The organism is Steroidobacter gossypii, from assembly GCF_016801985.1.
Taxonomy (GTDB): domain Bacteria; phylum Pseudomonadota; class Gammaproteobacteria; order Steroidobacterales; family Steroidobacteraceae; genus Steroidobacter; species Steroidobacter gossypii.
Genome location: NZ_JAEVLS010000008.1, coordinates 198209 through 216842 on the forward strand (window position 1 = coordinate 198209; position 18634 = coordinate 216842).

19 protein-coding genes, 1 other RNA gene and 2 riboswitches are annotated in these 18634 nt (G+C 62.8%); of the genes, 11 read left to right on the forward strand and 9 right to left on the reverse strand.

Going from position 1 to position 18634, the window contains the following annotated elements; translation table 11 throughout:
• The first annotated feature begins 263 nt into the window (after positions 1 to 263).
• Positions 264 to 1322 carry a quinone-dependent dihydroorotate dehydrogenase gene (locus JM946_RS27120; RefSeq protein ID WP_230980007.1) on the forward strand — a complete coding sequence of 353 codons (1059 nt, stop codon included), beginning with the start codon at positions 264 to 266 and terminating at the stop codon, positions 1320 to 1322.
• Here JM946_RS27120 and rpiA read toward each other — a convergent pair.
• The 6 genes from rpiA to JM946_RS27150 all read right to left on the reverse strand — a co-directional run bounded on the left by rpiA (position 1285) and on the right by JM946_RS27150 (position 4303).
• Positions 1285 to 1938, reverse strand: coding sequence for a ribose-5-phosphate isomerase RpiA (rpiA, locus tag JM946_RS27125; protein WP_203170578.1), 654 nt, complete (start codon positions 1936 to 1938; stop codon positions 1285 to 1287). The two genes, JM946_RS27120 and rpiA, sit on opposite strands and share 38 nt — an antisense overlap.
• A gap of 322 nt (positions 1939 to 2260) precedes the next feature.
• On the reverse strand, positions 2261 to 2722 hold the full coding sequence (locus JM946_RS27130) for an EVE domain-containing protein (protein ID WP_203170579.1): 462 nt from the start codon (positions 2720 to 2722) through the stop codon (positions 2261 to 2263).
• 10 nt (positions 2723 to 2732) lie between these two features.
• Complete coding sequence (locus JM946_RS27135) at positions 2733 to 3353, reverse strand: 5-formyltetrahydrofolate cyclo-ligase (protein WP_322110994.1); 621 nt, start codon at positions 3351 to 3353, stop codon at positions 2733 to 2735.
• Between the two features lie 19 nt (positions 3354 to 3372).
• Positions 3373 to 3559, reverse strand: a non-coding RNA gene (gene ssrS / locus JM946_RS27140) — 6S RNA.
• 202 nt (positions 3560 to 3761) lie between these two features.
• Positions 3762 to 4073, reverse strand: coding sequence for a cell division protein ZapA (locus JM946_RS27145; protein ID WP_230980008.1), 312 nt, complete (start codon positions 4071 to 4073; stop codon positions 3762 to 3764).
• The gene (locus tag JM946_RS27150; protein WP_203170581.1) at positions 4070 to 4303 is read right to left on the reverse strand and encodes a TIGR02449 family protein; all 234 of its coding nucleotides are present in this window, start codon (positions 4301 to 4303) and stop codon (positions 4070 to 4072) included. Before JM946_RS27150 ends, JM946_RS27145 begins: the two co-directional genes overlap by 4 nt.
• A 293-nt stretch (positions 4304 to 4596) precedes the next feature.
• Here JM946_RS27150 and JM946_RS27155 point away from each other — a divergent pair, with 293 nt between their 5' ends.
• The 7 genes from JM946_RS27155 to JM946_RS27185 are packed head-to-tail and all read left to right on the forward strand — an operon-like array spanning position 4597 to position 13302.
• On the forward strand, positions 4597 to 5214 hold the full coding sequence (locus tag JM946_RS27155; protein ID WP_203170582.1) for a UPF0149 family protein: 618 nt from the start codon (positions 4597 to 4599) through the stop codon (positions 5212 to 5214).
• 25 nt (positions 5215 to 5239) lie between these two features.
• A complete protein-coding gene (gene pepP / locus JM946_RS27160) occupies positions 5240 to 6544 on the forward strand; it encodes a Xaa-Pro aminopeptidase (RefSeq protein WP_203170583.1) in 1305 nt (434 codons plus the stop codon).
• Positions 6541 to 7821, forward strand: a complete 1281-nt coding sequence (ubiH, locus tag JM946_RS27165) for a 2-octaprenyl-6-methoxyphenyl hydroxylase (RefSeq protein ID WP_203170584.1) — start codon at positions 6541 to 6543, stop codon at positions 7819 to 7821. The genes pepP and ubiH overlap by 4 nt, the downstream gene beginning before the upstream one ends.
• Positions 7818 to 9071, forward strand: coding sequence for a UbiH/UbiF/VisC/COQ6 family ubiquinone biosynthesis hydroxylase (locus tag JM946_RS27170; protein ID WP_203170585.1), 1254 nt, complete (start codon positions 7818 to 7820; stop codon positions 9069 to 9071). The genes ubiH and JM946_RS27170 overlap by 4 nt, the downstream gene beginning before the upstream one ends.
• Positions 9072 to 9113: 42 nt before the next feature.
• Positions 9114 to 10787 (forward strand): acyl-CoA dehydrogenase family protein, encoded by a 1674-nt coding sequence (locus JM946_RS27175; protein WP_203170586.1) that lies wholly within the window; start codon positions 9114 to 9116, stop codon positions 10785 to 10787.
• Positions 10784 to 12316 (forward strand): inactive transglutaminase family protein, encoded by a 1533-nt coding sequence (locus JM946_RS27180; RefSeq protein WP_203170587.1) that lies wholly within the window; start codon positions 10784 to 10786, stop codon positions 12314 to 12316. The genes JM946_RS27175 and JM946_RS27180 overlap by 4 nt, the downstream gene beginning before the upstream one ends.
• The gene (locus JM946_RS27185; protein WP_203170588.1) at positions 12316 to 13302 is read left to right on the forward strand and encodes an alpha-L-glutamate ligase-like protein; all 987 of its coding nucleotides are present in this window, start codon (positions 12316 to 12318) and stop codon (positions 13300 to 13302) included. Before JM946_RS27180 ends, JM946_RS27185 begins: the two co-directional genes overlap by 1 nt.
• A 15-nt stretch (positions 13303 to 13317) precedes the next feature.
• Here the strand turns inward: JM946_RS27185 and JM946_RS27190 are convergent, their stop codons facing one another.
• From JM946_RS27190 to ispG, 3 genes are read right to left on the reverse strand one after another with little or no spacing between them, the layout of a single operon-like run.
• Positions 13318 to 13743 (reverse strand): hypothetical protein, encoded by a 426-nt coding sequence (locus tag JM946_RS27190; RefSeq protein WP_203170589.1) that lies wholly within the window; start codon positions 13741 to 13743, stop codon positions 13318 to 13320.
• Positions 13744 to 13789: 46 nt separating this feature from the next.
• Positions 13790 to 14131, reverse strand: a complete 342-nt coding sequence (locus tag JM946_RS27195) for a 4a-hydroxytetrahydrobiopterin dehydratase (protein ID WP_203170590.1) — start codon at positions 14129 to 14131, stop codon at positions 13790 to 13792.
• Positions 14128 to 15354 carry a flavodoxin-dependent (E)-4-hydroxy-3-methylbut-2-enyl-diphosphate synthase gene (gene ispG / locus JM946_RS27200; protein ID WP_203170591.1) on the reverse strand — a complete coding sequence of 409 codons (1227 nt, stop codon included), beginning with the start codon at positions 15352 to 15354 and terminating at the stop codon, positions 14128 to 14130. The genes JM946_RS27195 and ispG overlap by 4 nt, the downstream gene beginning before the upstream one ends.
• Before the next feature lie 80 nt (positions 15355 to 15434).
• Positions 15435 to 15522, forward strand: a riboswitch (glycine riboswitch).
• A gap of 32 nt (positions 15523 to 15554) precedes the next feature.
• Positions 15555 to 15671, forward strand: a riboswitch (glycine riboswitch).
• A gap of 61 nt (positions 15672 to 15732) precedes the next feature.
• Between ispG and gcvT the strand changes: the two genes are divergently transcribed.
• From gcvT to gcvPA, 3 genes are read left to right on the forward strand one after another with little or no spacing between them, the layout of a single operon-like run.
• A complete protein-coding gene (gcvT, locus tag JM946_RS27205; protein WP_203170592.1) occupies positions 15733 to 16815 on the forward strand; it encodes a glycine cleavage system aminomethyltransferase GcvT in 1083 nt (360 codons plus the stop codon).
• A gap of 50 nt (positions 16816 to 16865) precedes the next feature.
• Positions 16866 to 17258: a glycine cleavage system protein GcvH gene (gene gcvH / locus JM946_RS27210; RefSeq protein ID WP_203170593.1), complete on the forward strand. Its 393-nt coding sequence runs from the start codon at positions 16866 to 16868 to the stop codon at positions 17256 to 17258.
• An 8-nt stretch (positions 17259 to 17266) separates the two neighbouring features.
• Positions 17267 to 18634, forward strand: a complete 1368-nt coding sequence (gcvPA, locus tag JM946_RS27215) for an aminomethyl-transferring glycine dehydrogenase subunit GcvPA (protein ID WP_203170594.1) — start codon at positions 17267 to 17269, stop codon at positions 18632 to 18634.

Here is an 18634-nt window from a genome sequence, read left to right on the forward strand (position 1 = left end):
GTCGGCAGTGTCAGGGCTGGGTGCCTCCTCCCGGCAAATGGGACCGACAGGGATGTCGGCCCATTAGCGCTACATGGATGTACAAGCAGCGCGCGAGCGATAGCGAAGCGCGGCGGGTGCAGCGGTGCCGGGAGGAGGCACCCAGCCCTGGCACTGCGAGCCACTGAGGCCGAACAACCCGCCTCTTCGACTTCGCTGAAAGAAGCAGCGAGAATCACAACTCCACAAACACGCGCGCGCACGACGAAGAAGCGACACACAACATGATCGACTCCTTGTACCCATTGGTCCGACCGATCCTGTTTTCGATGGACGGTGAACGTGCGCATGCAGTGACGTTCCAGATGCTGGAGATGGCGCACACCCTGGGAATGCTCGGTGGGCATGAGTCGAAGGCGCAGGACGCGGTGACGTTGATGGGTTTGCGATTCCCGAATCGCGTCGGCCTCGCGGCAGGGCTCGATAAAAATGCGAAACACATCGACGCACTCGGAGCATTGGGTTTTGGATTTATCGAAGCCGGCACCGTGACAGCGCAGCCACAAACCGGTAACGCGACGCCGCGTTTGTTTCGTCTCCCCGAAGTGCAAGCATTGATCAATCGAATGGGCTTTCCAAACGAAGGTGCCGAGGCGATCGCGCAGCGTCTCGCGAGCAGAACGTTCGCCGGGCCGTGCGGCATCAACATCGGCAAGAACGCCGTGACTCCGCTCGAAGATGCCGCGCGAAATTACGTCGAATGTTTTCGCGTGGTCGCACCTCACGCCGACTACGTTACGGTGAACGTCTCGTCACCCAACACCGCCAACCTCCGTCAGCTGCAACAGGTCGATCAACTTCGCCCCATCCTCGACGCACTCCTCGAGGCGCGAGTGCAGTTGACCTCAAGTACCGGTAGGGCGCTGCCGATACTGGTTAAGGTGTCGCCCGATCTGACGAGCGAAGATTTCGCCGCCATCGCGCGACTGGTTCGCGAGTTGCGCATCGATGGAATGATCGCGACCAATACCACCATTACGCGCGACGCCGTGAAGGGCGTGAAGAACAGCGAACAGCAGGGTGGATTGAGCGGCGCGCCGATTCGTCCGTTGGCGCTCAAGTCGATACCCGTTCTGCGTGAGCATCTCGGAGCGCAGGTGCCGTTGATCGCGGCAGGTGGCATCGATTCGGGCGAGGCGGCGGTTGCTGCCTTGCAAGCAGGTGCAGATCTGATTCAGATCTACACCGGCCTGATTTATCGCGGCCCGCGGCTGGTGAAGGAGATCGTCGCCGCGGTGGCGGCGTTCACAAGGTCTGCACGCCCTGCGGCGAACCCAGGATAAGTAGATCCGCAGGCCGGCGCGCGAACAAGCCAACGGTGACCACGCCGGCGAGCTGATTGATGTCGCTCTCCATCTGCACCGGATCGACGATACTCAAGCCGTGCACGTCGAGGATCTGATTGCCGTTGTCGGTGACGAAGCCTTCGCGATAGACCGGTTGTCCCCCTAAAGCAACCAATTGTCGGGCGACATACGAGCGCGCCATCGGGATCACCTCCACCGGCAGCGGGAATTTGCCGAGCACGCTCACCAGCTTGGATTGGTCGGCGATGCAGATGAAGCGCCGCGATGCGGCGGCGACGATCTTTTCGCGGGTCAATGCGCCGCCACCACCCTTGATCAGGCGTCGGTGACGATCCGACTCGTCGGCGCCGTCGACGTACAGGTCCAGCTCACCGGCGGTATTGAGGTCGAGAACGTCGATGCCATGACGCTGCAAGCGAGCGGTCGAGCGCTCGGAACTCGAGATCGCGCCTCGAATGCGCACCTTTTGCGCGGCCAATGCATCGATGAAGTGATCGACCGTGGAGCCGGTGCCGATGCCGAGGATGGAGTCCTCCTCGACGTGGGCGAGGGCGGCGAGGGCGGCTTGCTGCTTCAATTGATCGGCGTTCATGGTGTGTGGCTCGTGCGGCGATGCTGCGAAAACACCTGTTTTTCCAGGCTCCGGAAACGACTGTGCCCGCTTTCGCGGGCACAGTCTTCATCATCATCTACTCAGAAGAACTTACTTCTTCTTGGCAGCCTTCTTCTTGCCGCCTTTCTTCTTCGCAGACTTCTTTGCTTTCGTTGCCATGATACTAGATCTCCATGTCGAGTTAGTCCGGGCGCAGTATATACATAAATTAAAAATGGCAAGCAAGAGGCGCGTGCAATTTTGTTGTGCGAGTTCTCAACGCACTCGCTCGCGATGCGCGATGGAGATCGCCTCGAAGCGCTCAGACGAGCGACTCGATGAAGCTCCATTCGCTCTTGGTCACCGGCGTGACCGACAATCGATTGCCGCGTTTGAGCACGATCATGTCCTTGAGCTTGCCGGCGGCGTGCTTACGCAGTTCGTCCAGCGAGATCACCGTGTCGAACTTCCTGACGAGCTTCACATCCACCATGAACCAGCGCGGGTTGTCTGGATCGCTCATCGCATCGTAGTGATCGCTCTTGCTGTCGAACTGGGTGGGGTCGGGATAGGCCTCGCGTTGTACGACGGCAACGCCGGCGATGCCTGGCACCGGGCAGCTGGAGTGATAGAAGAACACCAGATCGCCCTTTTTCATCTCGCGCATATAGTTGCGCGCCTGGAAATTACGCACGCCGTCCCAGCCGGAGGTGCTGTTCCTGGCGCGTGCCAGGTCATCGATGCCGAACGTCGAAGGTTCGGACTTCATCAACCAATAGTTCATGACGACTCCATCAGTCGGTGCTGAGATCTCGAGCAGCGGGGCGTGCGAAATAGCGCAGGCCGCGTTCAGTCAGCAGCCCGTCCAGCGGCACGTCCCAGCGATCGGGTTGCAGGCGAGCGACGCGCTGACATTCGTAGCTCACGCCGATGAGCTTGGGTCGTCGCCAGCGACGACCTTCGCGCAGGTGATGCAGAACGCGATCGTAGAAGCCGGCGCCGCTGCCGAGTCGCCAGCCGCGCTCATCGACCGCGACCAGCGGCAGCAACACCAGATCGAGTCGGCGTACCGGAATGATTTCGGCTTGGCGAGGATCAGGTTCGGCGATGCCGTACCGGTTTACGCGCATCACGCTATCGGCGTCGTAGCGTACGAAGCGCATGCGGCTGCGACGAAAGTCGGTGATCACGGGTAGGTAGAGCAGGCAGCGGCGACGGCGTGCGAGTTGGATCACGGCATCGAGGTCCGCTTCATACCCATAGGCGAAGTACACCGCCACGCGTCGCCCGGGGCGAAGCAACCAGCTGGCGCTCAATAGACGTGCGAATTGCCGATGAGCATCGGCGCGATCGAGGGAGGAGAGCTGGCGGCGTTGCTGCCGCACGTACCGTCGCAGCTGCTGGCGATCCAGCAGCTGCGCGGGGGAAGAGGAGGCGCTACCCGCCTGTGCCGTCATGAGCCATTGCTCTCGACACGGAGCAATAGGTGGGACGCAGCCGTAACAGCTAAGGCTTTCCGTTCGAGACGGACTTGCACACCGCTGCTACGAAACCGAATCCCTGGGGTATTAACGTTAGGGTCGAGAGGTAACCCGACACACGTCGAACACCGCAGGCAGCGCCATAACAAAACCAATTCTGAGTCTGCGTCCGTAACGCGCATCCGCAGTCCCAAGTTCACCCGATCTCAGGGTGATTTTCGAAGCTTCAATCCCCAGACACAAGGATGTGCCTGTTACGGCCGCGGCGAGCGCGGGGAAAACTCGCGCCCTTTCCCCTCTGCGCCCCAGCGCGAGTGGCAGGATGCCGGAGTCGCGTTTCAACTAGAGCGGCAATTGCTGGCCTCGGCTCAAGGCCGATTCCACGCGCTCGCGCATCTGGCGTACGCGGTCGCTGACTTCGCTCTCGATGGCGTCGTTGCGATTGCGCTTGAGCAGCTCGTGCGCAAGGTTGAGCGCCGCCATCACCGCGATCCGGTCCAGGCCGACGATATTGCCGGCATCGCGGATCTCGCGCATCTTGCCGTTGAGAAATTCCGCCGAGTCGAGCAGCTCCGAGCGCTCTTCGGGCAGGCAGGCGACCTGGTACTCCTTTTCCAGGATGCGCACACTGACACGGACCATGCGGTCGCTCATGCGTTGTGCTCCATCGCCTTCAATCGGCCAATCATCGCTTCCACCCGTGCGCGCACCTGCTCGTTTTTTTGCAGCAGGGTGGCGCGTTCCGTCATCATCGAATCCTGTCGCTGGCGCAGGGCGCGGTTCTCTTCCTGAAGTTGCGCCACCAGCGCCACCAGCTCTTCCACGCGTCGTTCGAGCAGCTTCAGCTCGGCGTCGACGTTGGCTCGGGATGGTGTGGGATTCATGCGGCCGATTATGCGTCCGGCCCCCTAGCGGGTCAAACCACCGAGTCGTGGATGAGAGTACCGGCCTCGGTACATGGATGTTCCCGCCGCCGCAGGCGGCGGCGAGCGACAAAAGTCACGCCTTTTATCGTCTCGCACGAGGGTCGTGGCAGGGCTCGGCGGCGCCTTTCAGCGGAGCATGCTTCGCTCCGCCGAGCGGGTGTACATGGATGTACACCCTGGGCTTACGCGGAGCAGGGACTGCACAGCGTAATGGCCGATCCCGAGTTTTGAGCAGTGCTAAGATAGCGGCGATGCTGCAAGTCACATTCGCAGAAATTGTACGCGTCCTGGAAGGGCTCGGATCGTCGGTGCCGGCGGCGGAGGCCCACGGTTGTCTGGTCGGCGCGCTGTGCACTTCGCCGCATTATCCGCTGGAGCGCTGGCTGGAAGAAATCATTCCAGAGCAGGATCGTCGCAACGACGACGACAGCCAGCAGGCGCTGCGTCTGTTGTATGCCGACACGCTCAAGGCATTGCGTGGCGAAGACATGGATTTCGAGGTGCTGCTGCCCGACGACGACATCTCGCTGGCGGCGCGCGCCGGCGGTCTGTCGCAGTGGTGCCAGGGTTTCTTGTATGGCTTCGGCACCGGTCAACCGCCCAAGCAGCAGCAGCTGCCGGGCAACGTGAACGAAATCCTCAACGATTTGACTCATATCGGTCGCGCCAGCGTCGAGCTCGAAGGCGAGGGCAGCGAGAGCGAAGAAGAAGCCTATGCCGAGGTGGTCGAATACGTGCGCGTGGGCGTGCAGCTGATTCACGACGAGCTGATTCCCGCCGCTGCCCAGCGCATCGACACGGGGGATGAAGGCTCCGGCCCGAGCGATCTCGACTCCGATCAGGATCCCGATCACAACACTCTGCATTGATCCCAAGAAGCCATCAGCGTTACTCATGCGCAAAGACGAATTCGCCCGCCGGCGCCGGCAGCTCATGAAAATGATGGGCCGCGGCGCCATCGCCATCCTGCCCGCCGTTCCCGAAAAGACGCGCAACAGCGACGTGAGTTATCACTACCGGCCGGATAGCGATTTTTTCTATCTCACCGGCTTCGCCGAGCCGGAATCGGTCGCGGTGCTGATCCCGGGCCGCAGCACCGCTGAATATGTGCTGTTCACGCGCGAGCGCGATCCGGCGCGCGAAACCTGGGATGGTCATCGTGCCGGCCCGGAAGGGGCGGTGCGCGACTATGGCGCCGACGATGCGTTTCCTATCAACGACATCGACGACATCCTTCCGGGATTGATGGAACACTGCTCGCGCGTGTACTACACGATGGGCCTGCATCAGGAGTTCGATCAGCGCGTGATCGGCTGGGTCAACTCGCTCAAGACGCAGGCGCGCACCGGTGTGCATCCTCCGCAGGAATTCGTCGCGCTCGATCATCTCCTGCACGATATGCGGCTGTACAAATCGCGGCCGGAAGTCGAGTTGATGCGCGAGTCGGCTCGGATCGCGGTGTCGGCTCACCAGCGCGCCATGCGCTTCACCGAGCCGGGCCGCAAGGAATATCAGGTGATGGCAGAGCTGCTGCACGAGTTCCGCATGAACAATGCGGATATCTCATACCATCCGATCGTCGGCAGCGGCGCCAACACCTGCATCCTGCACTATCACGAAAACTCCGAGGAGCTGCGCGACGGCGACCTGCTGCTGATCGACGCCGGCTGCGAGTACGAACTGTACGCCTCGGACATCACCCGCACGTTCCCGGTCGGTGGTCGTTTCTCGCCTGAACAACGCGCCGTGTATGAAGTCGTGCTGGAGGCGCAGCACGCTGCCATCGAAAAGACCAAGCCCGGCAATCACTGGAACGAGCCACATGAGGCGGCAGTGAAGGCGATCACCCAGGGCCTGGTGAAGCTCGGGCTGCTCAAGGGCAAGGTGAGCAACCTGATCAAGGATGGCGAATATCGGCGCTTCTACATGCACCGGACCGGGCACTGGCTGGGCATGGATGTGCACGATGTCGGCGACTACAAGATCGGCGATCAATGGCGCGTGCTCGAGCCGGGCATGGCCATGACGGTGGAGCCCGGTATCTATATTCCCGCCCGCAGCAAGGGCGTGCCCAAGCGCTGGTGGAACATCGGAGTGCGCATCGAGGACGACGTGCTGGTGACCAAGGACGGCAACGAAGTGCTGACCGCGGCGCTGGTGAAGGATGCCGACGACATCGAAAAGCTGATGAACGCATGAGCGACGCCAGTCCCACTGCAGCGGGTCCCACGTCGGAACCTCTGATCGTCGATGTCGCCGTTGCCGGCGGCGGACTGGTCGGTGCGAGCCTCGCGCTGGCGTTGGCGCAGCTGCAGTTGCGAATTGCGCTGATCGAAGCGGCTCCGTTCGGCGCGGCCGATCAACCCAGCTTCGACGACCGTAGCACGGCCTTGTCGAACGGCAGTCGACGCATATTCGAGGCGTTGGGTGTTTGGTCGCTGATCGAGCGCGAGGCGACGGCGATTCGTCGCATTCATGTCTCCGATCAAGGACGCTTCGGTTTTACTCGCATCCACGCCAAGGAGCAGGGCCTCGGCGCGCTCGGTCACGTGGTCGTCAATCGCGTCATGGGCGCGGCATTGTGGCGACGGCTGAGCAGCGAGCCGAACATCACCGTGCTGGCGCCGGCCAAGGTGCAGTCGATGCAATTGCAACAGCATCAGCAGCGCATCGAGTGCGTGCTCGGCGACGGCACGGTGCGAGTGGTAGAGGCGAAGCTTGCGGTTGCCGCGGACGGCGCTCGTTCCACCTTGAGGCAATCGGCCGGCATCGGCGCGAGCACCTGGGACTACGAACAAGTCGCGCTGGTCAGCAACGTGCTGTCGCAACACTTCCACGATCACGTGGCGTACGAGCGGTTCACCCCGGCCGGGCCGTTGGCGTTGTTGCCGCTGACCGAAGGACGACTGGGACTGATCTGGACCTTCCGTCCCGACACCGCCAGAGAAATGACCGGTCTGAGCGATGGCCAATTCCTGGAGCGCCTGCAGAGTGCGTTTGGATTCCGTCTCGGCCGTTTCACGCGCATCGGCAGTCGACAGTTGTATCCGCTGTCGCTGACGCGTTCGGATGAATACGTAGCCGAGCGCCTGGCGATCGTGGGCAACGCTGCGCAGACGTTGCATCCCATCGCGGGGCAGGGCTTCAATCTCGGTCTGCGCGACGCGGTCAGCCTTGCAGAGGTCCTCGCCGATGGTCGCGCTGTAGGTGCAACCGAGTTCGATGCCGGCGACGGAGTGTGGCTGCAGCGCTATCGCGAGTGGCGGGCCGCCGACCGGAGCAACATCGTTCGGTTCACCGATGGTCTGGTGCGCGTGTTCTCACAGCCGTTCGGTCCCATCAAGTTGCTACGTGACGCGGGCATGCTGGCGTTCGATCTCATGCCGTCCGCAAAAGATGCGTTGTCGCAGTTATCGTTGGGGGCGGCGGGCCGAGTGCCCCGTCTGGCCCGGGGCGCACCCCTCTTACCCCCATGAAGAAGACAGGTTTTCATATCCTGGTCATCGGCGGCGGCTTGGTCGGCACGTGTGTCGCCGCGCTGGCCGCAACCCATCCTCAGTTCGCCGATCTGCGCATCGCCGTGCTGGAAGCGCAGCCCCCCATGATGCCGCCGCCGGAGGCCGCTGAAGATATCGACCTGCGTGTATCGGCCATCTCACGCGCCTCCGAGCGCATCTTGAGAGAGATCGGCGCCTGGCAGCTGCTGCCCGCTCAGCACGTCAGCGCCTACGACGACATGGTCGTGTGGGACGCGGAAGGCAAGCCTCGCGGCTCCGGCTCCATTCATTTTTCCGCGAGCGAATCGGGCGAGCCCAACCTGGGTTATATCGTCGAGAACCGCCGCGTGCTCTGGTCGATCTATGACAGCGCCGCTTTCCGCAATCGTGTGACGTTGCTGCGAGGCGAGCTGACCGGGCTCGAGTTCGACGAAGATCATGCCGCGGCCATCTTGAGTGACGGCCGCCGCATCGAGGCGGCATTGATCATCGGCTCGGACGGCTCGAATTCACCGAGCCGCAAACTGGCCGGCATTGAAACGACCGGCTGGGATTACCAGCAGCGCGCCTTCGTCACTCACGTTCGCACCCAACATACTCATGCGCGGACCGCGTGGCAGAGATTTCTGCCGGATGGGCCGATCGCTTATCTGCCGCTCGCGGACGGCCGCAGTTCCATCGTCTGGACCACCACGCCCGAGCACGCCGAACGTCTCGTCGCCGAGGCACCCGAGCAGGTCGCGAAGCAATTGATGCTCGCGCTCGACTGCACCTTGGGCACGGTTGAACTCGCGGGTCTGCGCGGACAATTTCCATTGCGACTCACGCACGCGAAAGATTATTGCCGCGAGCGTTTCGTGCTGGTGGGCGATGCTGCTCACGCCATTCATCCATTGGCGGGGCAGGGTGTGAATCTCGGTTTTCTGGACAGTGCGGCGCTGGTCGAAGTGCTGGCCGACGAGCTGGATCGTGGCTTGAAGCCCACGCAACTCGGCGAGCGGCGCGTCCTGCGTCGCTATGAGCGCTGGCGCAAGAGCGAGAACGCCGTGGCCCTGGGGCTGGTGGATGGCTTGAACAAGCTGTTCGGCAGTCGGGCTGATAGTCTCGGCTGGGCGCGCCGCGCCGGATTGAACATCGTCGACGGCAGTGCGCTGGCCAAGCGTTTCCTGATGGGGCGCGCCTTGGGGACGGGCGGCGACGCCCCGGCTCTGGTGCGCACGCACCGCTGAGCGGTCGGACGCACATCAACTTCAAGCAGGGTGGGTCGGAGGATGCAAAGCACAGTCTTCATCCAGTCCCCGCCGATGCTGGGCAACCAGTATGGCGACGACACCTTTTTGCGCAGCTATCTGCAACGGCGGTTGCCGGCCGAGGTACTGGCCGAGATCGAGCCGTCGCTCAGCGAGCTGGGCGCGTTGGCGGGCGGCGAGTTGTATCGATTGCAACTGCAGGACCGGCTCAACGAGCCCACCCTGACGCAGTGGGATGCGTGGGGTAATCGCATCGATCGCATCGAAGTGTCGCCGCTCTGGCAGCGGGCGGCGCAGATCGCGGCGACCCACGGGTTGATCGCCATCCCTTATGAGCGACGACACGGTCGCTACTCTCGAATCCATCAGTTCGCAGCGGTCTATCTGTTCCATCCTTCCTCGGATGTTTATACCTGTCCATTGGCGATGACGGACGGCGCCGCGCGCACGCTGAGTGTCTCGGGCAATCGAGCATTGATCGACCGCGCCGTCACTCGTTTGACCAGCCGCGACCCCGCGCAGGCGTGGACCAGCGGGCAATGGATGACCGAGTCCACCGGCGGCTCCGATGTGGGCGCGTCGCTTACCAGGGCAGTGCGCGATGACGGCGGGCGATGGCGGCTGTTCGGCAAGAAATGGTTTACCTCCGCCATTACGTCACAAATGGCGCTTACGCTGGCGCGGCCCGAAGGCAATGGCCCGGGCGGCAGCGGGCTCGCGATGTTCTATGTAGAGACTCACAACGACGACGGCAGCTTGAACGGCATTCGTGTCGAGCGCCTCAAGGACAAGCTGGGAACTCGCAAGGTGCCGACCGCCGAGCTGATGCTCGAGGGTGCATACGCCGAGCTGGTGGGCGATACCCGGCATGGCACTAAAAACATCGAGCCGATGCTGACCGTCACGCGCGCCTGGAACAGCGTAACTTCGGTGAGCTTCATGCGTCGGGCGCTGATGCTTGCTCGTTCCTACGCCGCTCAACGTCGCGCCTTTGGCGCGCGGCTGGAAGAACTGCCGCTACACATCGATACGCTGGCCGGCCTGGAAGCGGAAACCCGTGGCGCGTTTCTGCTCGCGTTCGAGCTGGTGGAGTTGATGGGGCGCCAGGAAGCCGGCGAGCTGAGCGACTCGCAACGAGCCCTGCTGCGACTCATCACCCCCATCGCCAAGCTGCTGACCGCCAAGCAGGCGGTCGCAGTTGTGAGCGAGTGCATAGAAGCGTTCGGCGGCGCCGGTTATGTAGAAGATACCGGTCTGCCGATGTTGTTACGTGACACCCAAGTGTTGCCGATCTGGGAAGGAACCACCAACGTGCTCGCCCTGGATGCCCTGTTACGCGGCGAGCTCGCTGTCGGATTGCCGGCATTGCGGGCTCGGATCGAGCAAGGTATTTCCACTGCAGTCGATGATGGGAATGGGGAGGCGCGTCTGGTCGCGGCCGGCCGGCTGGCCCTGGCAGCCGTCGAACACGTCGGGCAGTGGCTGAGTCACAATGACGATCCGCGACGTTTGCAGGCCCACGCCCGCAGACTCGCGATGACTCTGGGACGCGCGTTGCAGCTGGCGTTGCTGATCGAGCATGCCGGCGCCAGCAACAATGCTGCCGACACGGCCGCAGTGGGCCGGTTCGCCGCCGCACCCCTGGACCTGCTTGTCGATATCAACAGCGAAGATTCGGCCCGCCTGATCGAATGAACAATCGTCACATCTATGTGCTGTCAGCGGTGCTGGCGCTGATGGGCTTGGCGCTGTTCGCGTACAAGTCGCAAGTGCTGGGCTTTCCGTTGCGGCCGCTGGAACAGACGCGCGTGTGGACCATCGAGGCCGCGGTGCGCTTCGACCCCGGGCCGGCGGCCGTCAAGGCGACGCTACGCATTCCGAGTCTGACGCCGGGCTATTCCATCCTGGATGAGAATTTCATTTCGCGCGGCTTTGGTCATGCGATCCGCAATGTGGAGGCCGGGCGCGAGTCGCAATGGACGCTGCGGGAGGCGAGAGGACCGCAAACGCTGTACTACCGCGCGCAGGTCTATCGCGATGTGACGCGGCTGGCCGAGGACACGACTCCGCCGTTTCCCGAGCAGCCGGTACTCGATGAGCCGTCGCGCATCGCCATGGAGGGACTGATTGCCGAAGTGCGGCGTCAGTCGGCGGACGTGGCGAGTTTCACGACCGAGCTGCTTCGTCACATCAATCACGCCGAGCGCGACCCTTACGTCAGCCTGTTCATGAGCCGGGGCAGTGCGCCTTCGAATCAAGCCGAGCTCGCCACGATCTTTCTCGCTGGCGCGCAGATTCCTGCGCGCATCGCGCATGGCATCCAGCTGCGCAACGTCGCGGGGCCGGTGCAATCCCAGCAGCTGCTGGAAGTGCACGACGGCGTGCAGTGGCTGTACTTCAATCCCAAGACCCTGGAGCAGGGCTTGCCACCGGATTTCCTGATCTGGTGGCGCGGCGACGATCCGATCGCCAGCCTCGAGGGCGGCGGCAATCTGGATGTGACCCTGGCGGTTCAGCAGAACCTGCTGGACTCCATGGTGGTGGCGGAGCGGCGCGCCGAGTTGACCGGCTCGCACGCCATGGACTTCTCCCTGTTCGCGCTGCCGATTGCCACCCAGGCGGTCTACGCGGTGCTGATGATGATCCCGATCGGCGCCTTGGTGATCATGCTGCTGCGTAACTTCATCGGCGTCAAAACGTTCGGCACCTTCATGCCGGTGCTGGTGGCGCTGGCGTTCCGCGAGACGCAGCTGCTGTGGGGCATCGTGTTGTTCGCGGTGATCGTGTCGTTGGGCTTGTTGATCCGGTTCTATCTGGAAAAGCTGCGCTTGTTGCTGGTGCCGCGTTTGACCACGGTGCTCACGGTGGTGGTCATCCTGATGGCCGGCATCAGTGTGCTCAGCCAGAAGCTGGAGATCCAGCCGGGTTTGTCGATCGCGCTGTTCCCGATGGTGATCCTGTCCATGACCATCGAACGCATGTCCATCGTGTGGGAGGAGCGCGGCGCTTCCGAAGCGCTGCAGGAAGGCATCGGGAGCCTGATCGTCGCGGCGGTCGCCTACGTGATCATGGGCCTGGTCTGGCTGGAACATCTGATCTTCGTATTCCCCGAGTTGTTGCTGCTGGTCATCGCCCTGTCGCTGCTGGCCGGTCGTTACACCGGCTATCGCCTGCTCGAGCTGCGGCGCTTCAAGGCGCTGTTGCCATCGCGGAGCGCGTCGTAATGTTCGGCCGCTATCGCGGGCTGGCCCAGGAGGGGGTGCTTGGACTCAACAAGCGCAACGGCGACTACATCCTCAGGTTCAATCCGCGGCGGTTGTATCCGCTGGTGGACGACAAGCTGAAAACCAAGCGGCTGGCGCTCGCCGCAGGCATTGCGGTTCCGCAGTTGTACGGGGTCATCGAGACGCAGCACGACATCCGACGGCTGCCGGAGATCGTGCGCGATCACCCGGAGTTTGCTTTGAAGCCCGCGCATGGCAGCGCCGGCGACGGCATCGTGGTGATATCCGGTCGCAGCTCGTCGCGCTATCGGACCATCAGCGGCACGCTGCTGGACGATGATTTTCTGAATCATCATCTGTCCAATGCGATCAACGGTCAGTTCAGTCTGGGCGGCGTGCAGGACGTGGTCATCGTCGAGTACATGGTGCGCTTCTCGCCGCTGTTCGAGCGCATCAGCTATCTGGGCGTTCCGGACATTCGCGTAATCGTGTATCGCGGCTATCCCATCATGTCCATGGTTCGCCTGCCGACACGCGCCTCGCACGGCAAGGCGAATCTGCATCAGGGCGCGGTAGGGGCGGGCATCGACCTGGCCTCGGGGGTCACGCTGGATGGCGTGGTCGGGACGCAGGTGGTCACGCATCATCCAGATACGACGCACGCCATTTCCGGGCTGAAAATTCCGGACTGGGACGTGATTCTGGATATTTCCGCGCGCTGTTATGAGTTGACCGGCATGGGCTACATCGGCGTCGACATCGTGCTCGACCGCGATCTCGGTCCGCTGGTGCTGGAGTTGAACGCCCGGCCGGGCCTCGCGATTCAGATCGCCAATCGTCAGGGATTGTTACGGCGCCTGAAGATCTGCGACGACAAAGCCGATTTCTCCGCCGCCCCCGCCGAACGCATCGCCTTTTCTCAGCGCGAGTTCCGTCACCCCGTTGGGCCGGTCCTCGCGACTGAGGCCATTCCCGTGGTCGCTTGATGTCGCTCTGCTAAATCACGGCGCGTTGCGAGCGTCCGTGACGGGCGCAGGGATTTGTTTCTTTGGCGGCGGCGGAATGTCCACCGAGGCGAAGAAGCCGGCGGAGGTGCGGATGGTCACTTTCGCGGGACGGCAAGCGAATCCTTGCAGATCGACCTTCAGTTCCTTGGTGAAGTTCTGGCGGGCTAGATCGTTGGCGGCGCTATCGACCAGCAGGCCGAGGATCTGCGAGCGGGCGTCGTCGAGGCGCTGGCATTCGGCCCATTGCACCGAAAAGTCGTGATTCTCGTGAGTGCCGCGGTAGGCGATGGTCATGACCAGCTGATCTTCCGCGGGGTCATACGACAGCGCGGTCACGGTAACGGCGGAGGCGGGCAGCGAGGCAAGCAGCCCGAGCAGGAGGCAGGCAACCCAGGTACGAGGAGACGTAGCTCGGCGCATGACAGATCTCCTTAAGCTACAGGCCTGATCTCGACTCGAGTTCGAATCAGGTTCGAGGCAGCGCGTCCACTTTGGCGGCGCAGATGAAATCGTTCTGCGACAAGCCGCCGATCGCATGAGTATTGTACGTCATCCGGCAGTAGCCATAGCCGACCTCCAGATCCGGGTGATGATCTTCGGTGTTGGCAATGTGAGCCACCGCGTTCACGAAACTCATGGCCTGATAGAAGTTGCGAAATTTCCACTCGCCACGAATGCTGCGACCGTCCTCGGCCAGTTGCCAATGCTCGTTCAGCTGCTTCATCAGCGATTGCGCTTCGTTCGGCGACAGCGGCGCGACGCCGCCTTCGCAAGGCTTGCAGCGCTGTTCAGAAAGTGGAGCATTCATGCGGAAGCCCTCCGCGCATAGGTTCGGGCGATGTATTCCTCGACCAGCGACTGAAACTCTTCGGCGATGTGCTCGCCCTTCAAGGTCGGGCCTTTCTCGCCATCGACATAAACCGGCGCCACCGGCCGTTCGCCGGTGCCCGGCAGACTGATGCCGATGTTGGCGTGCTTGCTCTCGCCAGGCCCGTTGACCACGCAGCCCATGACCGCGACCGTCATGTCCTCGACGCCGACATATTGCTTGCGCCATTCCGGCATCTGATGCCGGATGTGAGATTGAATCTTCTGCGCCAGCTCCTGGAAATAGGTCGACGTGGTGCGGCCACAGCCGGGGCAGGCGACCACCATGGGCATGAACGAGCGCAGTCCCATGGTCTGCAGGATTTCCTGCGCGACGATCACTTCCTGAGTGCGATCGCCGCCGGGCTCGGGCGTGAGCGACACGCGAATGGTGTCGCCGATGCCTTCCTGGAGCAGCACGGCCATGCCGGCGGTGGACGCGACAATGCCTTTGGAGCCCATGCCAGCCTCGGTCAAACCGAGGTGCAGTGCATAGTCGCAGCGCTTTGCCAGATTTCGATACACCGAGATCAGGTCCTGCACACCGCTGATCTTGCATGAAATCACGATCCGATCGGATTTGAGTCCCAGCTCCTCGGCGCGCGTGGCCGATTCCAATGCCGACACGACCAAGGCCTCGCGCGTCACGTCACGCGCATCCATCGGTTCGGCCGACCTGGAGTTTTCATCCATCAGGCGCGTCAGCAGGTCCTGATCCAGGCTGCCCCAGTTCACACCGATGCGCACCGGCTTGTCGTTGCGCAGGGCCACTTCGATCATTTCGGCGAACTGCGGATCGCGTTTGCTGCCGCGGCCGACGTTGCCCGGGTTGATTCGATATTTCGCCAGCGCCTCGGCGCAGGCCGGGTGCGCTTTGAGCAGCTTGTGACCGTTGAAATGAAAGTCGCCGACGATGGGCACATGAACGCCCATCCGCGCGAGCCGGTCGCGAATGTGAGGAACGGCGGCGGCCGCTTCATCGGTGTTGACGGTCACGCGCACCAGTTCGGAGCCGGCGCGCGCCAGGGCTTTGACCTGGGTGACGGTGGATTCGATATCGGCGGTGTCGGTGTTGGTCATCGATTGCACGACGACCGGGGCGTTGCCGCCGACAGTGACGGAGCCGATACGGACGGGGATGGAATGACGTCGGATGGGGCGCATAGAGGCGGGTATTGTAACCCCACGAGCCCCGCTCCATGAGCAATGGCCATCGCGTTCGGCTACCATACGCCCACCCATCGCAAGGCACGGCCGGAGAGAGCGGGACCTACCCCGCCGCCGAAGGCGCAACCGCCCGGAAACGCTCAGGCAAATGAACGGCGTGCCCCTGTGAGACTGGCGGACATAAGGCCGCGGCTTACTCGGCGGGCTCTGGAGAGTAGCTGTCAGGCACAGGTCGGCAGTTCACCGAAGGGGAGAGGCGGCCGACGCAGCGGGTCGGCGCCGGATCTCTCAGGTATCAGGACAGAGGGGCGTCGAGCGCGCAGGCGTTCGGCGCAATGCTTTCACCTGATCCAACAACGGTCACCCGGAGCATCGATGGGCCTCAAGACTCCCCTGTACGACACCCATGTCGCCGCTGGCGCACGCCTGGTCGATTTCGGCGGCTGGGACATGCCGGTCAATTACGGCTCGCAGATCGAAGAACATCACGCCGTGCGGCGGGACGCCGGCATGTTCGACGTGTCCCACATGCTGATCGCGGATGTTACGGGCGCGCGCGTGCGCGAGTACCTGCGCTATCTGCTGGCCAACGATGTCGCCAAGCTCAAGGAATCGGGCAAGGCGTTGTACAGCTGCATGCTCAACGAGCGCGGCGGCGTGGTCGACGATCTGATCGTTTATTTCATCAACGAGTCCTGGTTCCGCGTAGTCGTGAACGCCGGCACGCGCGACAAGGACATTGCGTGGCTGAAGCGCTTTTCCGATCAGTTCCAGGTGGAGATCCGGCCGCGCACCGATCTGGCGATGATTGCCGTGCAGGGGCCGAACGCGCGCGCCAAGGCAGCGACGCTGGTCGGTCAATACGCCGACCAAGCTTTGCAGCTGAAGACGTTCGTGGGGCGCGAGTTCGGCAAGTACTTCATCTCGCGCACCGGTTACACGGGCGAGGACGGCTGGGAAATCATGATGCCGGTGGCCGACGCTCCGAAGTTCTGGAGCGATCTCAAGGCCGCGGGTGTCGCGCAGTGTGGCCTCGGCGCGCGCGACACGTTGCGACTCGAAGCCGGCATGAATCTTTATGGCAACGACATGGATGAAAACCTGTCGCCGCTCGAATCGGGCCTGACCTGGACGGTGGCGTTCGATCCGCCGGAACGCGATTTCGTCGGCCGTGCCCCGTTGGAAGCGCAACGCGCCGGAGGCGTGCCGCGCAAGCTGGTCGGCTTGATTCTCGACGATCGCGGCGTGCTGCGCGGTCATCAGCGCGTCGTCACTCCTGCCGGGGACGGTGAAATCACCAGCGGCACCTTCTCGCCGACGATGGAAAAGTCCATCGCATTCGCGCGCGTGCCTGCAGCGACTGGCGATCGCGTCGAGGTCGATATCCGCGGCAAATTGCTCGCGGCGCGCGTCGTGAAGTACCCGTTCGTCCGCAACGGCAAGCCCCTCGTTTCCTGATTCTTCCTAGTCATCAGTCACCAGACATCAGTCACTTCAAGGATTTCGTCATGGCCAACATTCCCGCCGACCTGAAATATCTGGATTCTCACGAGTGGGCGCGCGTCGAGAGCGACGGCACGGTCACCATCGGCATTTCCGATCATGCGCAGGGCGCGCTCGGCGACCTGGTGTTCGTCGAAGTGCCGGAAGTGGGCAAGTCGCTCAGCAAGGGCGGCGCGGCCGCGGTCGTGGAATCAGTGAAGGCCGCGTCCGATGTTTATAGCCCGGTGTCCGGCGAAGTGGTTGCCGCCAACGACGCGCTGAGCGGCTCCCCCGAACTGGTCAACAGCGATCCGTACGGCGCCGGCTGGCTGTTCAAGATCAAGCCGAGCAACACCGACGAGCTGCAGCAGCTGCTCGACGCCAAGGCTTACGAGAAAGTCGTCGCCGACGCCCACTGAGTGCCGCCATGCCGTTCATTCCTCACACCGAATCAGAGATCAGCGAAATGCTGGCCGCCATCGGCGCGCCGAGCATCGACGCGCTCTTCGACGAAATCCCGGCGGCGCTGCGCACAAAAGCGCTGGCCGGCATTCCCGATGCACTGAGCGAAATGGAAGTCGGGCGTCTCATGCAGGAGCGTGCTCAGCAGGACGGTCGTCCGCTGAACTTCCTGGGTGCGGGCGCTTACGAACATCACATTCCCGCAGCCGTCTGGGCCATCGTGACGCGCGGCGAGTTCTACAGCGCATACACGCCGTATCAGGCGGAAGCGAGCCAGGGCACGCTGCAGCTGCTGTACGAATATCAAACGATGATGAGCAGCCTGACGGGCATGGAAGTCTCGAACGCTTCGCTCTACGACGGCGCTTCAGCGCTGGCGGAAGCTTGCTTGATGGCGGTGCGCGCGCATCGCAAATCGAAGTCGGCTCGCATCGTGGTACCGACGACGGTGAACCCGACTTATCTGTCCGTGGCGCGCGCTGTCGTTGAAGGTCAAAACCTCAGCTTCACGGTGCTCCCGTATGAAGCGGGCAAGGGCACGCTGCAGTTTTCGCAGCTCGAAGCATTGAAGGGCGAGGACATCACTGCAGTCGTGGTCCAGCAGCCGAATTTCTTCGGCCAGATGGAAGACGTCGACGCCATCACCGACTGGGCGCATGCCAACAACGCGCTGGTGATCGCAGTGGTGAATCCGCTGTCGCTGGCGTTGTTCAAGCCGCCGGGCGAGTGGGGCGCCAAGGGTGTCGACATCGTGGTCGGCGACGGCCAGCCGCTGGGCGTGCCGTTGTCCTCGGGCGGCCCGTACTTCGGCTTCATGACCACGCGCATGGAACATGTGCGCCAGATGCCGGGCCGGATCATCGGCCGCACGGTCGATCTCGACGGCAAGCAGGGCTTCACGCTGACGCTGCAGGCTCGCGAGCAGCACATCCGTCGCAGCAAGGCGACGTCCAACATCTGCACCAACCAGGGTCTGCTGGTGACGGCGGCGACCATTCATATGTCGCTGTTGGGCGCCGCCGGTCTGGAAGCGGTCGCCGCGACCTCGCAAGGGCAAGCCAACAAGCTGGTCGACAAGCTCACGCGCATTCCCGGCGTGAAAGTCGTGTTCGACGGTTACCGTTTTCATGAAGCTGTGTTACAGCTGCCGACCCGGGTGGGCGACGTGCTCGACGCCTTGGCCAAACGCAACATCGTCGGTGGACTGGATTTGTCGAAACTCTATCCCGAGCTGGACAACGCGCTGCTCGTGTGCGCCACGGAGATGCGCACCGATGCGGATCTGGACGCGTATGCCCTGGCTTTGGCCGATGTTCTGGAGCGCAAGCCGTGA

Coding starts and splice junctions, on each gene's coding strand:
- JM946_RS27120 (WP_230980007.1), top strand. CDS start 264: ATGATCGACTCCTTGTACCCATTGGTCCGACCGATCCTGTTTTCGATG.
- rpiA (WP_203170578.1), bottom strand. CDS start 1,938: ATGAACGCCGATCAATTGAAGCAGCAAGCCGCCCTCGCCGCCCTCGCC.
- JM946_RS27130 (WP_203170579.1), bottom strand. CDS start 2,722: ATGAACTATTGGTTGATGAAGTCCGAACCTTCGACGTTCGGCATCGAT.
- JM946_RS27145 (WP_230980008.1), bottom strand. CDS start 4,073: ATGAGCGACCGCATGGTCCGTGTCAGTGTGCGCATCCTGGAAAAGGAG.
- JM946_RS27150 (WP_203170581.1), bottom strand. CDS start 4,303: ATGAATCCCACACCATCCCGAGCCAACGTCGACGCCGAGCTGAAGCTG.
- JM946_RS27155 (WP_203170582.1), top strand. CDS start 4,597: ATGCTGCAAGTCACATTCGCAGAAATTGTACGCGTCCTGGAAGGGCTC.
- pepP (WP_203170583.1), top strand. CDS start 5,240: ATGCGCAAAGACGAATTCGCCCGCCGGCGCCGGCAGCTCATGAAAATG.
- ubiH (WP_203170584.1), top strand. CDS start 6,541: ATGAGCGACGCCAGTCCCACTGCAGCGGGTCCCACGTCGGAACCTCTG.
- JM946_RS27170 (WP_203170585.1), top strand. CDS start 7,818: ATGAAGAAGACAGGTTTTCATATCCTGGTCATCGGCGGCGGCTTGGTC.
- JM946_RS27175 (WP_203170586.1), top strand. CDS start 9,114: ATGCAAAGCACAGTCTTCATCCAGTCCCCGCCGATGCTGGGCAACCAG.
- JM946_RS27180 (WP_203170587.1), top strand. CDS start 10,784: ATGAACAATCGTCACATCTATGTGCTGTCAGCGGTGCTGGCGCTGATG.
- JM946_RS27185 (WP_203170588.1), top strand. CDS start 12,316: ATGTTCGGCCGCTATCGCGGGCTGGCCCAGGAGGGGGTGCTTGGACTC.
- JM946_RS27190 (WP_203170589.1), bottom strand. CDS start 13,743: ATGCGCCGAGCTACGTCTCCTCGTACCTGGGTTGCCTGCCTCCTGCTC.
- JM946_RS27195 (WP_203170590.1), bottom strand. CDS start 14,131: ATGAATGCTCCACTTTCTGAACAGCGCTGCAAGCCTTGCGAAGGCGGC.
- ispG (WP_203170591.1), bottom strand. CDS start 15,354: ATGCGCCCCATCCGACGTCATTCCATCCCCGTCCGTATCGGCTCCGTC.
- gcvT (WP_203170592.1), top strand. CDS start 15,733: ATGGGCCTCAAGACTCCCCTGTACGACACCCATGTCGCCGCTGGCGCA.
- gcvH (WP_203170593.1), top strand. CDS start 16,866: ATGGCCAACATTCCCGCCGACCTGAAATATCTGGATTCTCACGAGTGG.
- gcvPA (WP_203170594.1), top strand. CDS start 17,267: ATGCCGTTCATTCCTCACACCGAATCAGAGATCAGCGAAATGCTGGCC.